Origin of the sequence: Thalassospira tepidiphila MCCC 1A03514 (assembly GCF_001662875.1) — a bacterium.
GTDB lineage: Bacteria > Pseudomonadota > Alphaproteobacteria > Rhodospirillales > Thalassospiraceae > Thalassospira > Thalassospira tepidiphila.
The window spans coordinates 47,365-63,827 of sequence record NZ_JPVZ01000003.1 but is presented as its reverse complement, the minus strand read 5'-3'; the positions used below and the strand labels follow the sequence as shown (position 1 = coordinate 63,827).

At 54.9% G+C, this 16,463-nt stretch carries 17 protein-coding genes; 9 read left to right on the top strand and 8 right to left on the bottom strand.

Going from position 1 to position 16,463, the window contains the following annotated elements; translation table 11 throughout:
• Window positions 1–49: 49 nt before the first annotated feature.
• The 3 genes from TH4_RS07500 (at window position 50) to TH4_RS07490 (ending at window position 3,919) form a co-directional block, all read left to right on the top strand.
• Window positions 50–919 carry a hypothetical protein gene (locus TH4_RS07500; RefSeq protein ID WP_157097718.1) on the top strand — a complete coding sequence of 290 codons (870 nt, stop codon included), beginning with the start codon at window positions 50–52 and terminating at the stop codon, window positions 917–919.
• A gap of 84 nt (window positions 920–1,003) precedes the next feature.
• Window positions 1,004–3,262, top strand: coding sequence for a protein-arginine deiminase family protein (locus TH4_RS07495; protein ID WP_167727152.1), 2,259 nt, complete (start codon window positions 1,004–1,006; stop codon window positions 3,260–3,262).
• Window positions 3,263–3,307: 45 nt separating this feature from the next.
• Entirely contained in the window at window positions 3,308–3,919 is a 612-nt protein-coding gene (locus tag TH4_RS07490) for a hypothetical protein (RefSeq protein WP_245227779.1), read from the top strand.
• Between the two features lie 77 nt (window positions 3,920–3,996).
• Here the strand turns inward: TH4_RS07490 and TH4_RS07485 are convergent, their stop codons facing one another.
• Window positions 3,997–4,644: a TetR/AcrR family transcriptional regulator gene (locus TH4_RS07485; protein WP_064780542.1), complete on the bottom strand. Its 648-nt coding sequence runs from the start codon at window positions 4,642–4,644 to the stop codon at window positions 3,997–3,999.
• Between the two features lie 235 nt (window positions 4,645–4,879).
• On the opposite strand from TH4_RS07485, the gene TH4_RS07480 reads away from it, so the two are divergent.
• Window positions 4,880–5,842 (top strand): homocysteine S-methyltransferase family protein, encoded by a 963-nt coding sequence (locus tag TH4_RS07480; RefSeq protein ID WP_064780541.1) that lies wholly within the window; start codon window positions 4,880–4,882, stop codon window positions 5,840–5,842.
• Window positions 5,843–5,883: 41 nt separating this feature from the next.
• Window positions 5,884–6,531 carry a GNAT family N-acetyltransferase gene (locus tag TH4_RS07475; RefSeq protein ID WP_083997011.1) on the top strand — a complete coding sequence of 216 codons (648 nt, stop codon included), beginning with the start codon at window positions 5,884–5,886 and terminating at the stop codon, window positions 6,529–6,531.
• 33 nt (window positions 6,532–6,564) lie between these two features.
• On the opposite strand, the gene TH4_RS07470 is transcribed toward TH4_RS07475, so the two are convergent.
• The gene (locus tag TH4_RS07470; protein ID WP_063087092.1) at window positions 6,565–7,020 is read right to left on the bottom strand and encodes a DNA polymerase III subunit chi; all 456 of its coding nucleotides are present in this window, start codon (window positions 7,018–7,020) and stop codon (window positions 6,565–6,567) included.
• An 84-nt stretch (window positions 7,021–7,104) separates the two neighbouring features.
• Window positions 7,105–8,574: a leucyl aminopeptidase gene (locus tag TH4_RS07465; protein ID WP_064780993.1), complete on the bottom strand. Its 1,470-nt coding sequence runs from the start codon at window positions 8,572–8,574 to the stop codon at window positions 7,105–7,107.
• Between the two features lie 243 nt (window positions 8,575–8,817).
• Between TH4_RS07465 and TH4_RS07460 the strand changes: the two genes are divergently transcribed.
• Window positions 8,818–10,050, top strand: coding sequence for an NnrS family protein (locus TH4_RS07460; protein WP_064780539.1), 1,233 nt, complete (start codon window positions 8,818–8,820; stop codon window positions 10,048–10,050).
• An 11-nt stretch (window positions 10,051–10,061) separates the two neighbouring features.
• On the opposite strand, the gene TH4_RS07455 is transcribed toward TH4_RS07460, so the two are convergent.
• From TH4_RS07455 to amrS, 3 genes are all read right to left on the bottom strand, one after another.
• Entirely contained in the window at window positions 10,062–10,526 is a 465-nt protein-coding gene (locus tag TH4_RS07455) for a GNAT family N-acetyltransferase (protein ID WP_064780538.1), read from the bottom strand.
• 112 nt (window positions 10,527–10,638) lie between these two features.
• Complete coding sequence (locus TH4_RS07450; RefSeq protein WP_064780537.1) at window positions 10,639–11,037, bottom strand: (R)-mandelonitrile lyase; 399 nt, start codon at window positions 11,035–11,037, stop codon at window positions 10,639–10,641.
• 49 nt (window positions 11,038–11,086) lie between these two features.
• Window positions 11,087–12,184: an AmmeMemoRadiSam system radical SAM enzyme gene (gene amrS, locus TH4_RS07445; RefSeq protein WP_064780536.1), complete on the bottom strand. Its 1,098-nt coding sequence runs from the start codon at window positions 12,182–12,184 to the stop codon at window positions 11,087–11,089.
• A 117-nt stretch (window positions 12,185–12,301) separates the two neighbouring features.
• On the opposite strand from amrS, the gene TH4_RS07440 reads away from it, so the two are divergent.
• A complete protein-coding gene (locus TH4_RS07440; protein ID WP_064780535.1) occupies window positions 12,302–12,808 on the top strand; it encodes a hypothetical protein in 507 nt (168 codons plus the stop codon).
• On the top strand, window positions 12,805–14,268 hold the full coding sequence (gene amrB / locus TH4_RS07435) for an AmmeMemoRadiSam system protein B (RefSeq protein ID WP_064780534.1): 1,464 nt from the start codon (window positions 12,805–12,807) through the stop codon (window positions 14,266–14,268). The genes TH4_RS07440 and amrB overlap by 4 nt, the downstream gene beginning before the upstream one ends.
• Here the strand turns inward: amrB and TH4_RS07430 are convergent.
• Both TH4_RS07430 and TH4_RS07425 read right to left on the bottom strand, forming a co-directional pair.
• On the bottom strand, window positions 14,227–14,730 hold the full coding sequence (locus TH4_RS07430; protein WP_064780533.1) for a GNAT family N-acetyltransferase: 504 nt from the start codon (window positions 14,728–14,730) through the stop codon (window positions 14,227–14,229). The two genes, amrB and TH4_RS07430, sit on opposite strands and share 42 nt — an antisense overlap.
• A gap of 73 nt (window positions 14,731–14,803) precedes the next feature.
• The gene (locus TH4_RS07425; RefSeq protein ID WP_063087068.1) at window positions 14,804–15,205 is read right to left on the bottom strand and encodes a rhodanese-like domain-containing protein; all 402 of its coding nucleotides are present in this window, start codon (window positions 15,203–15,205) and stop codon (window positions 14,804–14,806) included.
• A gap of 106 nt (window positions 15,206–15,311) precedes the next feature.
• Here TH4_RS07425 and ftrA point away from each other — a divergent pair, with 106 nt between their 5' ends.
• On the top strand, window positions 15,312–16,325 hold the full coding sequence (ftrA, locus tag TH4_RS07420) for a transcriptional regulator FtrA (protein WP_083997010.1): 1,014 nt from the start codon (window positions 15,312–15,314) through the stop codon (window positions 16,323–16,325).
• Window positions 16,326–16,463: the final 138 nt, after the last annotated feature.

Here is a 16,463-nt window from a genome sequence, read left to right as displayed (position 1 = left end):
CCCAACCTGTTCGTCTATCAGTGGTCGATATCAATGCGGGATTGAACAGATGGCCTTTGCCAACCGGATCAGTGACCTTGCCCGAACATTGGCGCAATACCCGACTTTTGTCACGGTCATGGGCAATAAGGTGGATGTGCGCACCAAGGAGCAATTGGCAACCCTTGCGGCCGAGACAGCCAAGCTCGAAGCATTGGCGGCCGAGGGAGATACCGCCATCGCAAATGGCACCTGCAAGGACCCTGCGGGGCTTTCATCCCGGCTGGACTTCAACACATCGCAGATTTCATCCCTGCTGACCGCCTTTGCCGCCCAGGATTCCGAGCGCCTGAAATCGATGAGCATCATCAGCAAACAGAAGTTCGACGGCTATGCAAAGAACCGGCTGGGTGCGGAGAAGCGCTTTGCCGATGAGGTTTCAACACTGCTCACACAGGAAGCCAAAGCGGTCGCCGGACTGGCAAAGAGTGAAAGCGGCAAACCGGATGCAAAGCCGGATACAAAGCCGGACGCCGGGCCCGAAAGCCCATCCACGCCCAAACCGGAAGACCGCGTTAAACCGCCACCATCAAAGATACCGAGTGTGCAAGATACGATTTCCGCCCTGCCCGGTTACCTGCGTGCCACCATTCCAGAAATCGTCAAAAAATATGATGACGCGGCTCTGTCAACGCAAAGCAAAAGCTATGCGGACTCCGCGATCAAACTTGGCGCGAACTCAAGCGAGGCCGTCAGAATCTACGTCGTTCTGGTCTTCACGTTTGGCCCGGATTTTCTGTCCTCCACCACAAAGATCGGTTGGGTCAACGACATCATCAACAATCCGCAGCTTGGCACGATCGACCAGCGAATTCTGATACTGCGCAACGCTGTTGAGATGCGACGCAAGCTTGATCTGCCGATCTTGGACGCTGCCTAACCGTCTTCCCCACAACAGGAAAATGCAATGGTCACATTCACAGTAAAAGTCACCCGACCCGCATCAAACAAGCTTCTGAAGGCTGTGAGTATCGACGTTGCGGGAACAACAAACGCTCAGAAGACACCATCGTTCGGAGACGATGACACATCGCTTTCCCAAGAATTTCAGCTTGAGCCAGGTGATAATTATACAATCACAGTCACGGGTCCCGGTTACCTCAGAACGCAAGCACAAAATGTTACAGTGTCAGATGATGGCGAAATAACAATCGCGCTTAAATCAGTCTGGTTTTCCCTTCATACTGATCGCGACCGTGATGGCAAAATCGAAAACGATGATGACACGCCTGCAGCGATAAACGGCCTGTCGCCCGCAGCCATCACCTTTGGCGTTGATGGCGTTGGCGCGATCATTCCTGTGAACTGCAACCGTGATGGCAACAATACCGCAATTGCCTATAGCGATTGCCAGGATGACAAGATCAATTCCGACGAAGACCTGTTAACCGGGCTTTCGCGCATGAAGATTGTCAGGCATTCCGCCGGTGAGGCTGCGGATGTCGATGCAAACTGGGTGATCAAGCTCTCAGTGGAGCCAACAGGTGCTGAAAACCCGGCCGAACAACATGTTCGCATTTTCTCGAAAGCTGGGACAGACGCCACGGAACTTGTCAGCCCCCAGAAAGGGAAAACAGCGACGTTGGATGCAGCCAATATCAATCCAACCCTTGTGCTGCCGCTTGAGATGATCCGCTTTGCCGGCGAGGATTTTGAGTCTGGCACCGTCAAAATAACACTCAGCGTCATTCAACCCGAATATGCGGGACCAGACACCCCAAGCTATACCTTCACCGAACAGGTCGTCGCCGCAAAGTGGGTCGCAAATCACCACTTACACCAAGTGACAAAGCTTCTGGTTACAAGCGACAGCTTCAATGAAAAATTTATCGCAACCCTTGAAACAGAGGTAGCCAAGGAGCCATCCGGCCCATCGGATCTGCGCTACGACATTCTGAAATCGATACAGAAGCAGGTCCTGATCCCGTACCTTGACACTGACAAGTGGACTGTTGCGAAACCTTCGGCCGATGTCATGAGCCCCGACCAATGGATGCGTGACACAATCTTTTCGGGCTATAGCAGTTGGCCGGGAACGGCAGGTAACCATAAAAGCCAGACAACATTCATCAAAATGCATCGGCAGCGCGAACTACAGAACTGGGTTTTCGGTGACCTTCTGAGCAAAGATCATGCGGTTTACTACCCGGCAGCGGGGAGCGGCGATGCTGTAAACTCTGCCAATTCGGGCGGAAACTTTGAAGTGACGCCCCCGGTCAAGAAAGCCGGTGGGAACACCTATCCGCTCGGGCGTATATATTACGGCCATAGTGCAAAAAACCGACTTGGCGCGAACAGCACTTTAAGGAAAAGCCGTCATAAGATTGATGAAAGCACCAGATCTTTTATCGCGGCGCAAGCCCTTCAATACCCGATTGAACTTGATACTGACTGGCTTGCCGTTGGACATGTTGATGAAATGATGACCTTCCTGCCATACCCGGGCGGTAGCGATAACAAGAAATGGAAGCTTTTGGTCGCAAGCCCCAAGAAGGCTTATGACCTGATGACGGACAAAAGAGCTGAGAACGTCATTTTTGGCGGAGCAAAAGTTTTGCAACGTCCGAAATGGGACACCGATCACTTTAATTATACGCCCCTCAAGCTGCACAATACCGTGGTTAGCTGTACCATCAACGATTTACTCGGGAATGGGAATGCGCCGCTCCTGGCACCGAACGGCTATGCATATACCTATGATCTCCTTAAAGGCTGGAACGTTGGCGGGGTGGAAAAGGCAATCGGTGACAATATCGATATCCTGAAAAACGAGTTTGATTTGGAAGACGACGATATCGTTCGAGTGCCAGTGATATTCTATCCAAGTGATCATGTTAGTGGCGGTCACGCATATGTACTTCCGAGCACCGACAAGGTCGACAACACCAAAAGCCGACGGAACGGATTCAACATCTTCCCTGGCCGCGGTGAGGGATTTAAATGCGGCGCTTTGACCGCGGATATGCCCAACATGTTTGTCGGCAACACTCAGCTTTATATTCCCAAGCCGTATGGCCCCTGGATCGACACCGGCGATGAAGGCACAAGCTTTGATCTTTTTGAAAAGTACCTGAAAGACGAAATTGCCAAATTCAACGGTGCGCTGAGTTGTAATTTCATTGATGACTGGGATCACTATCATGCATGCGAAGGGGAAATTCATTGTGGCACGAACGAAATACGGCAACCGTCGCAAACCGATGAAAAATGGTGGGCCATTTGATTGCGGCCATGCTGCATCAATATTCCATTCTCAGGAGTACGCAAAATGAGCGCACAACAGGACTATCAATCCGCACTCAGCAAGATTTCGGATCGTGAGAAGGCGGCAGCTGGTCGAGTTTCCGGTCGCCCCAACGCAGGAAGTATGGCCGCTATTTTTGCAGCATATGGCAACAGTATTGCGGCACCGATGACAGAAGACCTCAAGACCGGCACCTGGAAAACCATGCCTGACTGGAAGCTGTCGGCCATGATTGACTATCTTTCTGGTTACGGCACTTCTGTGGCTGTCCCGGTCCTTCGTCAAATCGAAAAGGAGTATCCCGTGAGCGATATCCAAACAGAGGCAAAAGAGGTGGCGGACCATCTGGCAACACTTGAAGTTGCTGTCTCCGAAGCGCGCAAACTGGATTTCGTCCAAACGGCAATTTCGTCAGGCGATGCCAATGCCATTGCAAAGGCCGGTTTGCTTGCCCTGTCAAAGATCGATCACGACTGGAACAACCGCGCATCGGAAATCCAGACCGGGCTTTCAAAGCTTGCGCGCGACTGCTTCCCTGCTGTTAATGAAATTTCGTCGGGCAAGGTGACCCCGGATGAACTGGTCAGGGCGCTGGTTGAAATCCTGTTTGAGGACAAGGACCACTTGGCGACATAAGCCCGCAAAGAGTGAAAGCCAAACAAGAGAGTTGAGCTTTCGGCCTTTTTCACCACGCCTTGCTATTGAACACTCTATCACTGTGTGAAAAGCAGCTTTAAAAAACTGCGCAACAGCATGACCTGATCGGCGAGTTTGCGGGGTTCGTTGAGTGCCTTTGACATCACGATCCCGCCTTCGAGCACGGTTGAAATCATGTCGGCGACTTGTTCGAGGTCGACTGGCTCGGTCGTTTGATACTGGGTTGCGATATCATCAAGGATCGCGCGGAACCGGGTGCGCCAGGCCAGAACGGCATGGCGGTTGAGGTCACGGACTTCCTTGTCAAACAGCCGTTCCTGATAGCAATAGACCGCAACGATGCAGCCCGGATGACCGTTGGGGAGATCTTCGAGCACCTCGGCCAGCATTTTAAGGGCTGCCAGCAATTGGTGCAGCGGATCGTCGACCAGTTCGCGGGCGCGATCAAACACCTGATCGAGGATTTCGTCATCCTGTTCGATATAGCGTTGCAAAAGCGCGCGGGCGAGTTCGTTCTTGTCGGAGAAATGATAGAAAAACCCGCTTTTGGTCAGGCCGGCTTCGCAAATGATTTCCTCGATCGAGGTCGCACCGAACCCCTTTTCCAGAACCGCCTGCGATGCGATTTCCAGAATGCGTTCGCGCGTGCGTTCGCCCTTGCGTTTGGGGCCACCGAATGTGTCGGTGATTGTCAGTTTTTCCATCTCAACCCTCGCTTACCCTACCGCCGGTACAGTTTTTCGTCGTCAAAGGCCGTCATGGCCGCGCCGAAAAACACCGAATAACTCATAAGTATCTGTTTTGAATATATTTTTGAAAATCTGAAAAACCTGACCGTGTGCCTACTAGAAGCGAAACTCAATCAGGGCGAGATTTCCGGTCCGCGATTACATACCCCCGCGGTAGAAATTTTGAAACCCAAAACTGAAATTTGGACCCATGAGCACAGGCAATCTGCCCCTTCCGCACCACGGAAAGGTAAAATTCATCACCGATGGTGGTCTTGAGACCACCCTGATATTTCATGACGGGATCGAGCTTCCGCATTTTGCATCCTTTGACCTTTTGAAAACGGATGCGGGCTGTGCGCGTATCACCGCCTATTACGAACGTTACCTTGATCTGGCCAAGCAGGCCCAAGCCGGATTTATCCTTGAAAGCCCGACATGGCGCGCCAACCGCGACTGGGGGGCCCGGATCGGCTATGAAGAGGATGACCTGGCCGCCATCAACCGCAAGGCCATTGCCCTGATGGCGGAGCTTCGCGATCGTTATCATTCGGATACCACACCCTGCCTGATCAGCGGCAATATCGGACCGCGTGGTGACGGGTATGTCCCATCGGACCGGATGACGATCAATCAGGCGCGCGCCTATCACGCCCCGCAGATCGTGACTTTTACCAAGGCTGGGGTCGATATGGTGTCGGTCGTGACCATCAACTATCCCGAGGAAGCCATCGGCATCGCCCTTGCCTGCCGGGATGTTGATATTCCTTGCGTCATTTCGTTCACGGTTGAAACCGATGGCAACCTGCCCAGCGGCGAGACCATCCGTGATGCGATTGCCATGGTTGATGCCGAGACCGGTGCCTATCCGGCCTATTACATGATCAACTGTGCCCACCCGGATCATTTCCGCGACCGGCTGGAAGAAAGTGGTGACTGGAAAACGCGCATTTGTGGTGTACGGGCCAATGCATCCCGTCAAAGCCACGCCGAACTTGATGCCAGCACGCATCTTGATGATGGCGATCCGGAAGAACTGGGGCAGCTTTACCACGATCTGGTTGATCTGCTGCCCAATCTGGCGGTGATTGGCGGTTGTTGCGGCACAGACCATCGCCATGTTGCGGCCATGACCAAACATGCCCTGCCGCGCCTTTTGGCGGCAGGCGCCTAAGAACCAAACATGAAAACCCAAAAAAAAACAGGATACGAGCAATGATTGCAGAACCCGTACTGGAACGGGCGGCACATAAGGGTGCCGCCCATCCGAGCCATCCACGACAAGTCACGAGCTTTGTCAGAGCGACCAAATCGGATGCCGATGCAATGGCCCAGCTGATCAATATCGCCGGTGAAGGTTTGCCGGTCTATTTGTGGCAAGACATGGCAGAAGGCAGCGAGACGGCCTTTGATGTCGGTCGCAGACGCGCACAACGTGATGAAGGCGGTTTTTCATATCGCAACACCACGCTTGCCGTCTGTCATGGTGAAACCGTTGCGGCACTTGTCGATTATGCCCAACCCGATCAGCCAGAGCCGTTTGACCCGGCGGATATCCCGGCGATGTTCGTGCCGATCCTTGAGCTTGAAAGTCTGGCACCGGGAAGCTGGTACATCAATGTTCTTGCCGTCTTTCCTGCCCACCGCGATCAGGGGATTGGATCGGCATTGCTCGCACGGGCCGAGGCCAATGCCCAGCATGCCGGTAAAAAGACCGTCAGCGTGATTGCATCGGATGGCAATCCCGACGCCATTCGCCTTTATCAACGCCAAGGCTTTGTGGCCTGCGCCCAACGCCCGATGGTCAAGGAAGGTTGGGAAAATCGTGGTCAGAACTGGATGTTATTGATCAAGGAAATCTGAACAGAACCGTGAAACGACAAAGGCCGATTGCTCTTAGCTTTCGGCCTTTTTTTCCCACGACCCTTGCGGGGTTTGCTGCCAGTAGGACAGTTTGTGTCCGGCGTCTTTCCAGTCTTTCCAGCGCGTGCGGGCTTCAGAAACCGCATCGTGATCGCGATCATCAAACAGCATGATGACGCGTTCATAATCCCCCACCTTGTCGCTCATGGCGCGGTCGGTCAGAAACAGGAACTGGGCATTGTTGGGATTTTCATCCTCGGCCGTCAGCCAGACCGGCTGCATTTCGGCATCGCCGTCGGACTTCGATCCGTGGGGCAACCAGCTTGCGGCGTCATAGGTCCAAAGCAGGGTATTGATGGCCTCGACCCGTTCTTCGACACCGGTCATCACCACGGCACGCTTTTCGCGCTCCAGCGTTTTGGAGAGCAGCGTGGGCAAGGCCCGTTCCAGCGGCATGCTGGTGAGATGGTAAAACCAGATATCAGCCATAAGGCGGTTTTATCCCGAACATGAAAACGGGGCAAGGTGATCAACACCCTGCCCCGTCTTTTATTCAGTTATGCGTTCCTGAAATCAGGACTCGTAGTTATCGGCAACAAAGCGATCAAGCAGACGCACGCCAAAGCCGGTGCCGCCTTTTGGCACGACTTCCTTGTCCGCCGTCGACCAGGCCATGGCGGCGATATCAAGATGCGCCCACGGGCGATCCTTGGTGATAAAGCGCTTGAGGAACTGGGCCGCAGTGATCGATCCCGCCGGACGGCCGCCGACGTTTTTCATGTCGGCAATGTCGGATTTAAGCTGCTTGTCATAGGCCGGTGACAGCGGCAAACGCCAGACACCCTCGTCAACAGCAAGGCCAGCGGTGCTGATCTGGGTCGCCAAGTCATCATTGTTCGAAAACAGACCGGCATTTTCATGACCAAGCGCGATGATGACAGCACCCGTGAGCGTCGCAAGATCAACGATCAGACGCGGGTCGTATTTTTCCTGCACATAGGTCAATGCATCACACAGAACCAGACGGCCTTCGGCGTCGGTATTGATGACTTCAATCGTCTGACCGGACATCGAGGTCACAACGTCGCCCGGACGCTGTGCGGTTGAGGATGGCATGTTTTCAACAAGGCCAAGCACGGCAACCACATTGCATTTCGCCTTACGACCGGCGAGAGCCTTCATCAGGCCAGAAACCACGCCGGCACCGCCCATATCCCATTTCATGTCTTCCATGCCGGCAGCCGGCTTGATCGAAATACCGCCGGTATCAAAGGTCACACCCTTGCCCACGAAGGCAATCGGCGCGTCCTTTTTCTTGCCGCCGTTCCAGCGCATGACGACCATGGCCGGTTTGCGGGCAGAACCCATGGCAACGCCCAGAAGCGCGCCCATGCCGAGCTTCTTCATTTCCTTTTCGTCAAGGACGTCAATCTCGACACCGAGTTTTTCAAGGGCAGAGACTTCCTTGGCAAAGCTTTCCGGATAAAGAATGTTGGCCGGTTCAGACACCAGATCGCGGGTGAAGAACACGCCTTCGACGACCTTTTTGGCACTTTCAAACTGTTTCTTGGCGTCCTTGTGATCGCGGGTGGCGATATCAAACGCCTTGAGGACCGGTTTGTCTTCCTTGGTCTCGGTCGTGCGGTATTTATCGAAACGATAATCGCGCAGCATCGCACCGGTTGCGAAATCACAGGCGAGGTTTTCCATATCAAACAGAACGGAAAGCTCTTTCTCGCCGGTGGAAAGCGCACGGGCGGTGACGGAACCACCAAGTTTCTGGGCGGCAATCACGTCAAATTCGGCTTCCTTGCCGATCCCGAAAATGATCACGCGCGACAGATCGACATTGGAGGGAGCCAGCACCTGAAGGCTTTGGCCGGATTTGCCCTTGAAGGTCGACGCCTTGATCGCCTTGGTGATCGCACCCCCGGTTGCCTCATCAAGTGCGACGGCACTGGGCATCAGATCGGCACCCTCGGTCGCAAAGGCGATAACGGCACCGGTTTTCGGAATGGCGAGATCGGAAAACGTGATCTTCATGGTGAACAGGACTCCTGTCATGTTTCGGGGCGCAGTCCTTGATCAAGCAACTGCAAAGAAATTGATGCTCCTAATCTAGCGCGTTAAACGCGGTTGAAAAGGCTTATCGTTCAAAAAGGTGCGGGATTTCACGTAAAGGCAACACCAACCCGACAAAACGCCGTCCCAACGAATTGCGCAACATCAAGGCGCGATCAGGTTTGATCGCTACTATGACGCATTCCAACATTCTGGAGGTATGTCATGGCTGGCAGAACCGCACCGATTTCGATTACCGAACCACACAGGGCCACACATCCGTTCTGGACGGGGGCTTTTCGCCCGCTTTTCCTGCTGGCCGGGGTTCTGGCCATCGTGGCTGTTGTCTGGTGGGTGGCGGGTTTTGTGCATGGCATTGCGACCCCCAGTCTGGGAACAGGGTCATGGTGGCATGCCCATGAAATGATTTTCGGATTTGGCGGGGCGGCCATCGGGGGATTCTTGCTGACCGCGATTGCCAACTGGACAAGCCGCCCACCGATTTCCGGGGGCATGTTAATGGCGTTAACCACAAGCTGGCTGATCGGGCGGTTGGCGATTGGATTTGGCGAGACTCTTGACCCGGTTTTGACGATTGCCGGGGCGTTGGTCTATTTCATCTTTTTGCTGGCCCTTGGTGTGCGGGAACTGGTTGCCGCCCGCAACTACCGCAATATGCGGGTTCTGGCCGTCATTTCCATGATCGCGCTGTTTGATGCGCTGTTTGTTGCCGCCTGCCTTGATGTCATCGCCCTTGATCCGGTCCTACTGTATCAAACAGCAATTTTGACGATCATATTGCTGATCGGTTTGATCGGCGGGCGGGTCATCCCGGCCTTTACACGCAACTGGATGCAACGCGAACAGATCAGCGCGCCGATGCCTGCCATGTTCGGGTGGTTTGATATGGTCTGTCTGGCCAGTATTGCGCTCGGCATCGTTGCCGTGATCCTTGATCCGGCGGGCGTGATTGCCGGTTCTGTGTTGCTGTTTGCCGGGATTGTGCATGCCATCCGTTTGTTCCGATGGCGCGGTGCGCACAGCTGGCGCGAACCCATCGTGATCATGCTGCATCTGGGTTATTTCTGGGTGCCTGCCGGGCTTGTCCTGCTTGGCGTTGCGATCCTGTGGCCTGATGTCATGAGCAGCCGTGATGCCCTGCATGCGCTTACCGGCGGGGCGATGAGTTGCATGATCATTGCCATTGCCGGGCGGGCCGCCCTTGGTCATACCGGGCGTGAAGTACGCGCAGGTTGGGCCTTGAACAGTGCGTTTGGGCTTATCTGGGTTTCGACCGTATTGCGCGTCATGGTCGGTTTCGCCGGATCGGGCTATGTCACCCTTCTGGCGATTGCGACCATGATGTGGATTGGCGGGTGGCTGGCGTTTTTGATGGGTTATGCGCCGGTGTTGCTGGGACCAAGCCAAAAGAAAACGCGCGGCATTCCGGTGCAGTAAAGCAAGGCGACCTAGCCAAAATCAAACAGCGAAAGCGACGGGTTGGATTTGATGTATTCGACTTCGTCGTTTTCGACATCACCCGTGGAATGCCAGCCGTGGCTTTCATAAAAGCCGTGCGCGCGGTTTTCGGGATTGGCCCCGGTGGTCAGCGAGATGTCATTACATCCCTTGGCAAACAGCCAGTCTTCGGCGGTGCGCAGCAATGCCGCCCCGACCCCGCGGCCTTCGAATTCCGGATCGACAAACAGCGCCCAAAGCGTTGCTTCTTTGGGGATGGCAATGGCGAAGCCTGCGGCAGAGCCATCAAGATCGGCAAGCCAGATGCCGTATCCCTGTTCCAGCCATTTGCCAAAGGCGGCCTTGGTGATGCCGCGTTCGGCCAACTCAGACGCGGAAAGGTGGTTTTCACGCACACGGCTTCGGATGGCAAAAATTGCCCCAACATCGCCCAAACGGGCTTTGCGAATTTTCATCCCGGCCACTGCGTGTGCTTTCTTTCCAACCGCGTCAAACTGTGCGGCAATTTAGCGATGTGACGCCCCAGTGCCAGTAAAAAATGCCGGCAAAAACGATCACCCCGCATACTTATTGGCCGAGATAATCCGCATCCGTCACGGGTTCCAGCCAATCGACCGGGGAGCCATTGAGCTTTTCCTGAATGGCGATATGGGTCATGGCGGTTTCGGGACCGGCCCCGTGCCAGTGTTTTTCGCCCGGCTCAAACCAGACGATATCGCCGGGACGGATTTCCTCGATCGGGCCGCCTTCGCGCTGCGCACGACCAAAACCGGCGGTCACGATGATGGTCTGGCCCAGCGGATGGGTGTGCCATGTGGTGCGTGCACCGGGCTCAAACGTCACGTTGGCGGCGGCCACACGGGCGGGATCAACGGCACTGATGATCGGCTCAATCCGGACCTGTCCGGTGAAATATTCCGGGGATCCGACGGTTGAGGCCTGCGATCCGGCGCGTTTGATTTCCATGACGTTCTCCCTGTGGAATTATGGCTGAAGTCTTATTGGTTCTGACTGCTTAGTTGCTGGCCATCAAGCGGACCGGCTGGCGTTTCGGGCCCCATGTCCCGGGTTTGGCCTGAAACACACCGGCACAATGTGTACCACAGCTTCTGCACGCGCCATGGGCATCAAGGTTCCAGTCAGACAACTGATACCAGTCACGGCCAATCAGGATATCACCGCAACCGTGGCAAAAGGTGCTGCTGTGGGTTTTGTCATGAACATTGCCGACATAGGCATAACGCATGCCGTTATCCATGGCGATCTTGCGCGCACGCACCAAGGTTTCGGGCGGGGTGCGTGGGGTATCCATCATTTTCCAGTCGGGATGAAAGGCCGAAAAATGCATCGGCACATCGGGGCCGAGTTCATTATGGACCCACTGGGTCATTTCATGGAACTCGGCGTCACCATCATTTTCGCCGGGGATCACAAGATTGGTCAGCTCCATCCAGACCCCGGTTTCATGGCGCAGATATTTAAGCGTTTCCAGAACGTCATCCAGATGGGCCGAGCATAGCTGGTGATAAAAGCGATCCGTAAAACCCTTCAGATCGACATTGGCGGCATCCATGTGGCGGAAGAATTCCGCGCGGGCCTTATCGCCGATATAACCCGCCGTGACCGCGACGGTGCGTAGGCCCATTTCCCGGCAGGCAATGGCGACATCCACAGCATATTCCAGAAAGATCACCGGATCATTATAGGTAAACGCCACTGCCGAGCAGCCATGCGCCTTGGCGGTCTTGGCGATCATTTCGGGTGTGGCGAGCGAGGAAAGCTTATCCATCTCGCGTGCCTTCGATATTTCGTAATTCTGGCAGAACTTGCAGGTCAGATTACAGCCCGCCGTGCCGAACGACAGGATCGGGGTGCCAGGCAGAAAATGATTGAGCGGCTTTTTCTCGATCGGATCAATGCAAAAGCCCGAGGATCGGCCCCATGTGGTCAGCACCATCTGATCGCCTTGGCGGGCGCGCACAAAACACAAGCCCCGCTGCCCGTCGTTGAGCTTGCAAAAGCGCGGGCAGACATCGCACTGAATACGGCCATCATCGAGATGGTGCCAGTAACGTCCGGGGACGGTGTCGGTCAGGGATGCACGATCAGTCATCGGCGTTTTCCAAATGCAAAGCTTCCTCTTTGAAAATCTAGTCCTGATCGCTATCTTTTTCAAAAGATAGCAGAGAAAGCTCCTGATGCGATGACCATATAACTTCGGACCAAAACATTGGATATTTTAGGAAGTTTCCTTTCCGGCGACCCGAAAAAAGTTTGGTTGGCCAGTAACGCGATTAGGGAGTTACGTGACGAAGATGAGCTCCGTAAAATTTCAGAACACTTGAAAAAGATAAGAAAAGAGACAAAACACGTTTTCAAAGATGGTGGCCCTGGTTTGTTATCCAATTCTTACCACCTGAATTTCGCGCTGGAGAAATTAAGATTCATCAAAGAAGCTGCCGGTTGCCAATGCGAACTTTATCCTAACAACATGTTTTTCAACCCGAATAAAGAAGCTGACAAAGGCTTTGTTGTTATCACTGATAAACTAGAAGACGCCCTAAATTGGACCGCGGACTATAAATGCGAATGTACAAGCTGCGGCAATAAGTTCCACGTCCATCAGGGTGAGTATCACTATACGTGGTACGATTGGACCAACTTGAATCCGCGTGTTCGACATACCTCGGAAACATTGCTTCAAAAGGTTTTTAAGTACGTCAAAGGAAGGCTATGACCATCATCCGCCCGCCTGCTGTTGCCGGGACGTTTTATCCGGCCGATGCCGACATCTTGCGTAGCGAGATTGACGGGTTGATGGATGCGGCCTTGCATTCGGATGCCGTGTCGGGGGATGCGCCGCCCAAGGCGATCATTGTGCCGCACGCGGGATTGATGTTTTCGGGTGCGATTGCCGCACTTGGCTTTGCCACCGTTCGGGCGCTGAAGGATACCATCAAACGCATTGTGATCATTGGCCCGGCGCATCGCATGGCGTTTCAGGGGATCGCGCTGGCGCGTGCTGATCAGTTTGCGACGCCATTTGGTACTATGCGCTGTGACCTTCCGGCGCTGCAAAAGGCATTGGCGTTGCCGCATGTTCAGATGCTCGATGAGGCGCACACGCTTGAGCACGGGCTTGAGATCGAATTGCCGTTTATCCAGCGCCTGTTTGGCGAGGATGCTGACATCGGCATTGTGCCGCTTCTGGTCAGCCGATGCAGCCCGCGTCAGGTGCATGAGGTGATCGAGAAGCTTTGGGGCGGGCCGGAAACCCTGATCGTGATTTCATCGGATCTGTCGCATTTCCATGATTATGACACCGCCCAACGCATGGATAACCGCACACGCGCCATGATCGAGAATTTCGATGCCGAGAACATTGATACCAGCGATGCCTGTGGCGCGTTGCCAGTGGCCGGGATGCTGATGGCCGCACGCAATCGCGGTATGAAGATCAAGACCCTTGGCATGCGCAATTCCGGCGATGTGACGGGCGATAAATCGCGTGTGGTCGGCTATGGCGCCTGGACGGTTTATGATGCGAAGGCCGCGAATATGCAGGATAACGGCGTGGATGACTTTACCAAGGCGACCGAACATCTGATCAAGACGCATGGGGCAGAGATGCTGGGCCTTTGTCGGCAATCGATCCTGCATGGGGTCGAGACCGGGGCACCGTTGCAGGTTTCACCAAGTCAGTTTGACCCGGCGCTTGCGACACCCGGCGCGTGCTTTGTAACGCTTAAGAAAGCCGGACAGTTGCGGGGCTGCATCGGGTCGATCATGGCCCATGCACCGCTTGCCACCGATCTGTGCGAAAATGCGTTCAAGGCAGCGTTTCGGGATCCGCGCTTTGCCGGGCTCGGCCGCGATGAGATCAATGATGATCTGGAGCTTTCGATTTCTATCCTGTCGCCACCGGCGCCGTTCCCGTTTGACGGCGAGGCCGATTTGATCAGCAAACTGACACCGTTCGAGGACGGGATTATTTTATCGGATGGCAACCGGCGGGGCTTGTTCCTGCCGCAGGTTTGGGATCAGTTGCCCGATCCGAAGGACTTTCTGGCACAGCTTAAGCGCAAGGCGGGACTTCCGATGGATCACTGGTCGCCCAACATGCGGGCCGAGCGGTTTGTGACGCGCGGGATATCGTCACGCGATATCCAGGCAAGCGGGTTCTGGTTCGCCCGCTGAGAGGTCTTTGACCGCCACGGAAAAGCGGAATTTTGATTTCGCCACCGCCCCAAGGCGTTCATAAAACCGGATGGCCCCCGTGTTCCAATCCGGTGTTTGCCATTCCATCCAGCCAAGGTCATGATCCTTAGCATAGCGTGCAGCAGCCTTCATCAGCAGGCCCCCGATCCCGTCCCCGCGGCACGATGGCGCCAGATACAAACAATCCATATGCAGATAGTCCGCGGCGTTCCATGTCGAGAACTCGCGCGCGGCGGACAGATAGCCGATCATATCGCCCGCCCGATCGGCAACAAGGATGAGGGCCCGCGCAGCATCGCCAAAGATATGCTGTGGCAATGCGGAACGCAGGTGAGCACGGTCAACGGTTGCGCGTTCATAGGCCGCATGATCGGCGATCAGATTGATCAGCGCATCAAGATCGCCGGGCTGAACCGGCCTTATGACAGTGTCGTGTGGCACGTGGCTTTACCTTTTCGTACTTCGGCAAAATGGAAATACCCCGCCGGATGGGATCACCGGCGGGGCATCATTATCAATCCTTGCCAGTCACAAGGCTGAAGCCCTCGTCGATCCAGCCGGTGATGCCGCCAATCATCAGTTTGACCGGAAGGCCAAGCGCCGAAAGACGACAGGCCGCCTTGTTAGCACCGTTGCAATGCGGGCCTGCGCAATAGACAACAAAGGTCTTGCCGGTCGGGTATTCTGCCATGCGGCGTTCGGTCATCTTGCCATGCGGCAGGTTCAAGGCACCTTCGATATGGCCGCTTTCATAAAGGGCCGGCGAACGCACATCGAGAAGAATGAAATCATCCGCACCGGCCTGAAGCGATGCATGGGTATCCCAGCAATCGGTTTCAAACGCCAACAAGGCGTCGAAATGCGCACGGGCAATGTGGGACGGGGCTGGCGGGACTTCATTAATGTAGCTGGTCATGTTTCGATCTCCATCAAATTGATGACGCCGATATTAGGCCTTGCCCGATTTTGCAAAAGTGACCAAAATGCCATTATTCAGTAATTTTTCGCCAAAGTGACGACGGATGCTACAAAGCCCCCAACATGCCGGTACCCAGCCGCACGAACCCAATCATCATGTGCCCAATCATCATGTGGTGGTTCTGGCCTATGACGGGCTTTGCACATTTGAGTTCGGCATCGCGCTTGAGATCTTTTCCCTGCCGCGGCCGGAGTTTGATTTCCCGTGGTATCGGTGCTCCATTGCCGGGGTTGATCCGCATATTCGCGCCATGGGGGGCTTTTCAGTTGCGGTTGATGCCGGGATGGAGCTTTTGGAGGATGCGGACACCATCATCATTCCGGGCTGGCGCGGGGCGGATGCCGTGCCCGAACCGGCATTGCGCGACGCCATTTTAAAGGCACATGCGCGCGGATGCCGGATCGTCACGATCTGTTCGGGGGTGTTTGTTCTGGCCCATGCCGGGATCTTGCAAAATGGTCGGGCCACGACGCATTGGCGCTATATCGATAAATTCCGCGCGATGTTCCCGGAAACCGAAATTGTCGATGATGTGCTTTATGTTGATCACGACAACATCATTACCTCTGCGGGCAGCAGTGCGGGGATTGATGCCTGCCTGCATGTTATCCGGTCCGACCATGGCGCGCAGGTGACCAATACCGTAGCCAGACGGCTTGTCATGCCGCCCCATCGCGATGGCGGACAGGCGCAATATGTCGAGGCCCCTATTCAGGAACGCCCGGGCAAATCGATTGCGGCGGTTTTGGATTGGGCGCGAGAAAACCTTGATCAGCCGATTGAAATCAATGACCTTTCACGGCAATCGGGTTTGAGCCAACGCACCTTCTTGCGCCGGTTCCGCGATGGTACGGGCCTGTCGCCACTAAAATGGTTGCGCCGGGAACGCATTATTAGGTCGATGAAACTGCTTGAGGAAACCGACCTTGCGCTGGTCGACATTGCCGAGCAATGCGGGTTTCAATCGCTTGAGACATTTCGCATCGCCTTTCGCGATATCGCCGGAACGCCGCCGGCAAGCTATCGCAACCGTTTCAAGCTGCGACAATCGGCTTGATCGTAACATCATAAAAAGAAGGGTCGCTGCCCCGCCTGAAACGTAAAGCAGGCCTTGCAATGGATCACACGTCCCCACATATGCGCGCAAAGCGGTTTGTCCCGTGTGGGGCTTTATCGAAGAATATCCGCCCGCACG

Excerpts from the sequence above, each read along its gene's own strand:
- amrS (WP_064780536.1), bottom strand. The coding sequence starts at position 12,184 with ATGACTGATCGTGCATCCCTGACCGACACCGTCCCCGGACGTTACTGG.
- TH4_RS07465 (WP_064780993.1), bottom strand. The coding sequence starts at position 8,574 with ATGAAGATCACGTTTTCCGATCTCGCCATTCCGAAAACCGGTGCCGTT.
- amrB (WP_064780534.1), top strand. The coding sequence starts at position 12,805 with ATGACCATCATCCGCCCGCCTGCTGTTGCCGGGACGTTTTATCCGGCC.
- TH4_RS07470 (WP_063087092.1), bottom strand. The coding sequence starts at position 7,020 with ATGGCTGATATCTGGTTTTACCATCTCACCAGCATGCCGCTGGAACGG.
- TH4_RS07455 (WP_064780538.1), bottom strand. The coding sequence starts at position 10,526 with ATGAAAATTCGCAAAGCCCGTTTGGGCGATGTTGGGGCAATTTTTGCC.
- TH4_RS07425 (WP_063087068.1), bottom strand. The coding sequence starts at position 15,205 with ATGACCAGCTACATTAATGAAGTCCCGCCAGCCCCGTCCCACATTGCC.
- TH4_RS07480 (WP_064780541.1), top strand. The coding sequence starts at position 4,880 with ATGAGCACAGGCAATCTGCCCCTTCCGCACCACGGAAAGGTAAAATTC.
- TH4_RS07475 (WP_083997011.1), top strand. The coding sequence starts at position 5,884 with ATGATTGCAGAACCCGTACTGGAACGGGCGGCACATAAGGGTGCCGCC.
- TH4_RS07490 (WP_245227779.1), top strand. The coding sequence starts at position 3,308 with ATGAGCGCACAACAGGACTATCAATCCGCACTCAGCAAGATTTCGGAT.
- ftrA (WP_083997010.1), top strand. The coding sequence starts at position 15,312 with ATGCTACAAAGCCCCCAACATGCCGGTACCCAGCCGCACGAACCCAAT.
- TH4_RS07450 (WP_064780537.1), bottom strand. The coding sequence starts at position 11,037 with ATGGAAATCAAACGCGCCGGATCGCAGGCCTCAACCGTCGGATCCCCG.
- TH4_RS07500 (WP_157097718.1), top strand. The coding sequence starts at position 50 with ATGGCCTTTGCCAACCGGATCAGTGACCTTGCCCGAACATTGGCGCAA.
- TH4_RS07485 (WP_064780542.1), bottom strand. The coding sequence starts at position 4,644 with ATGGAAAAACTGACAATCACCGACACATTCGGTGGCCCCAAACGCAAG.
- TH4_RS07460 (WP_064780539.1), top strand. The coding sequence starts at position 8,818 with ATGGCTGGCAGAACCGCACCGATTTCGATTACCGAACCACACAGGGCC.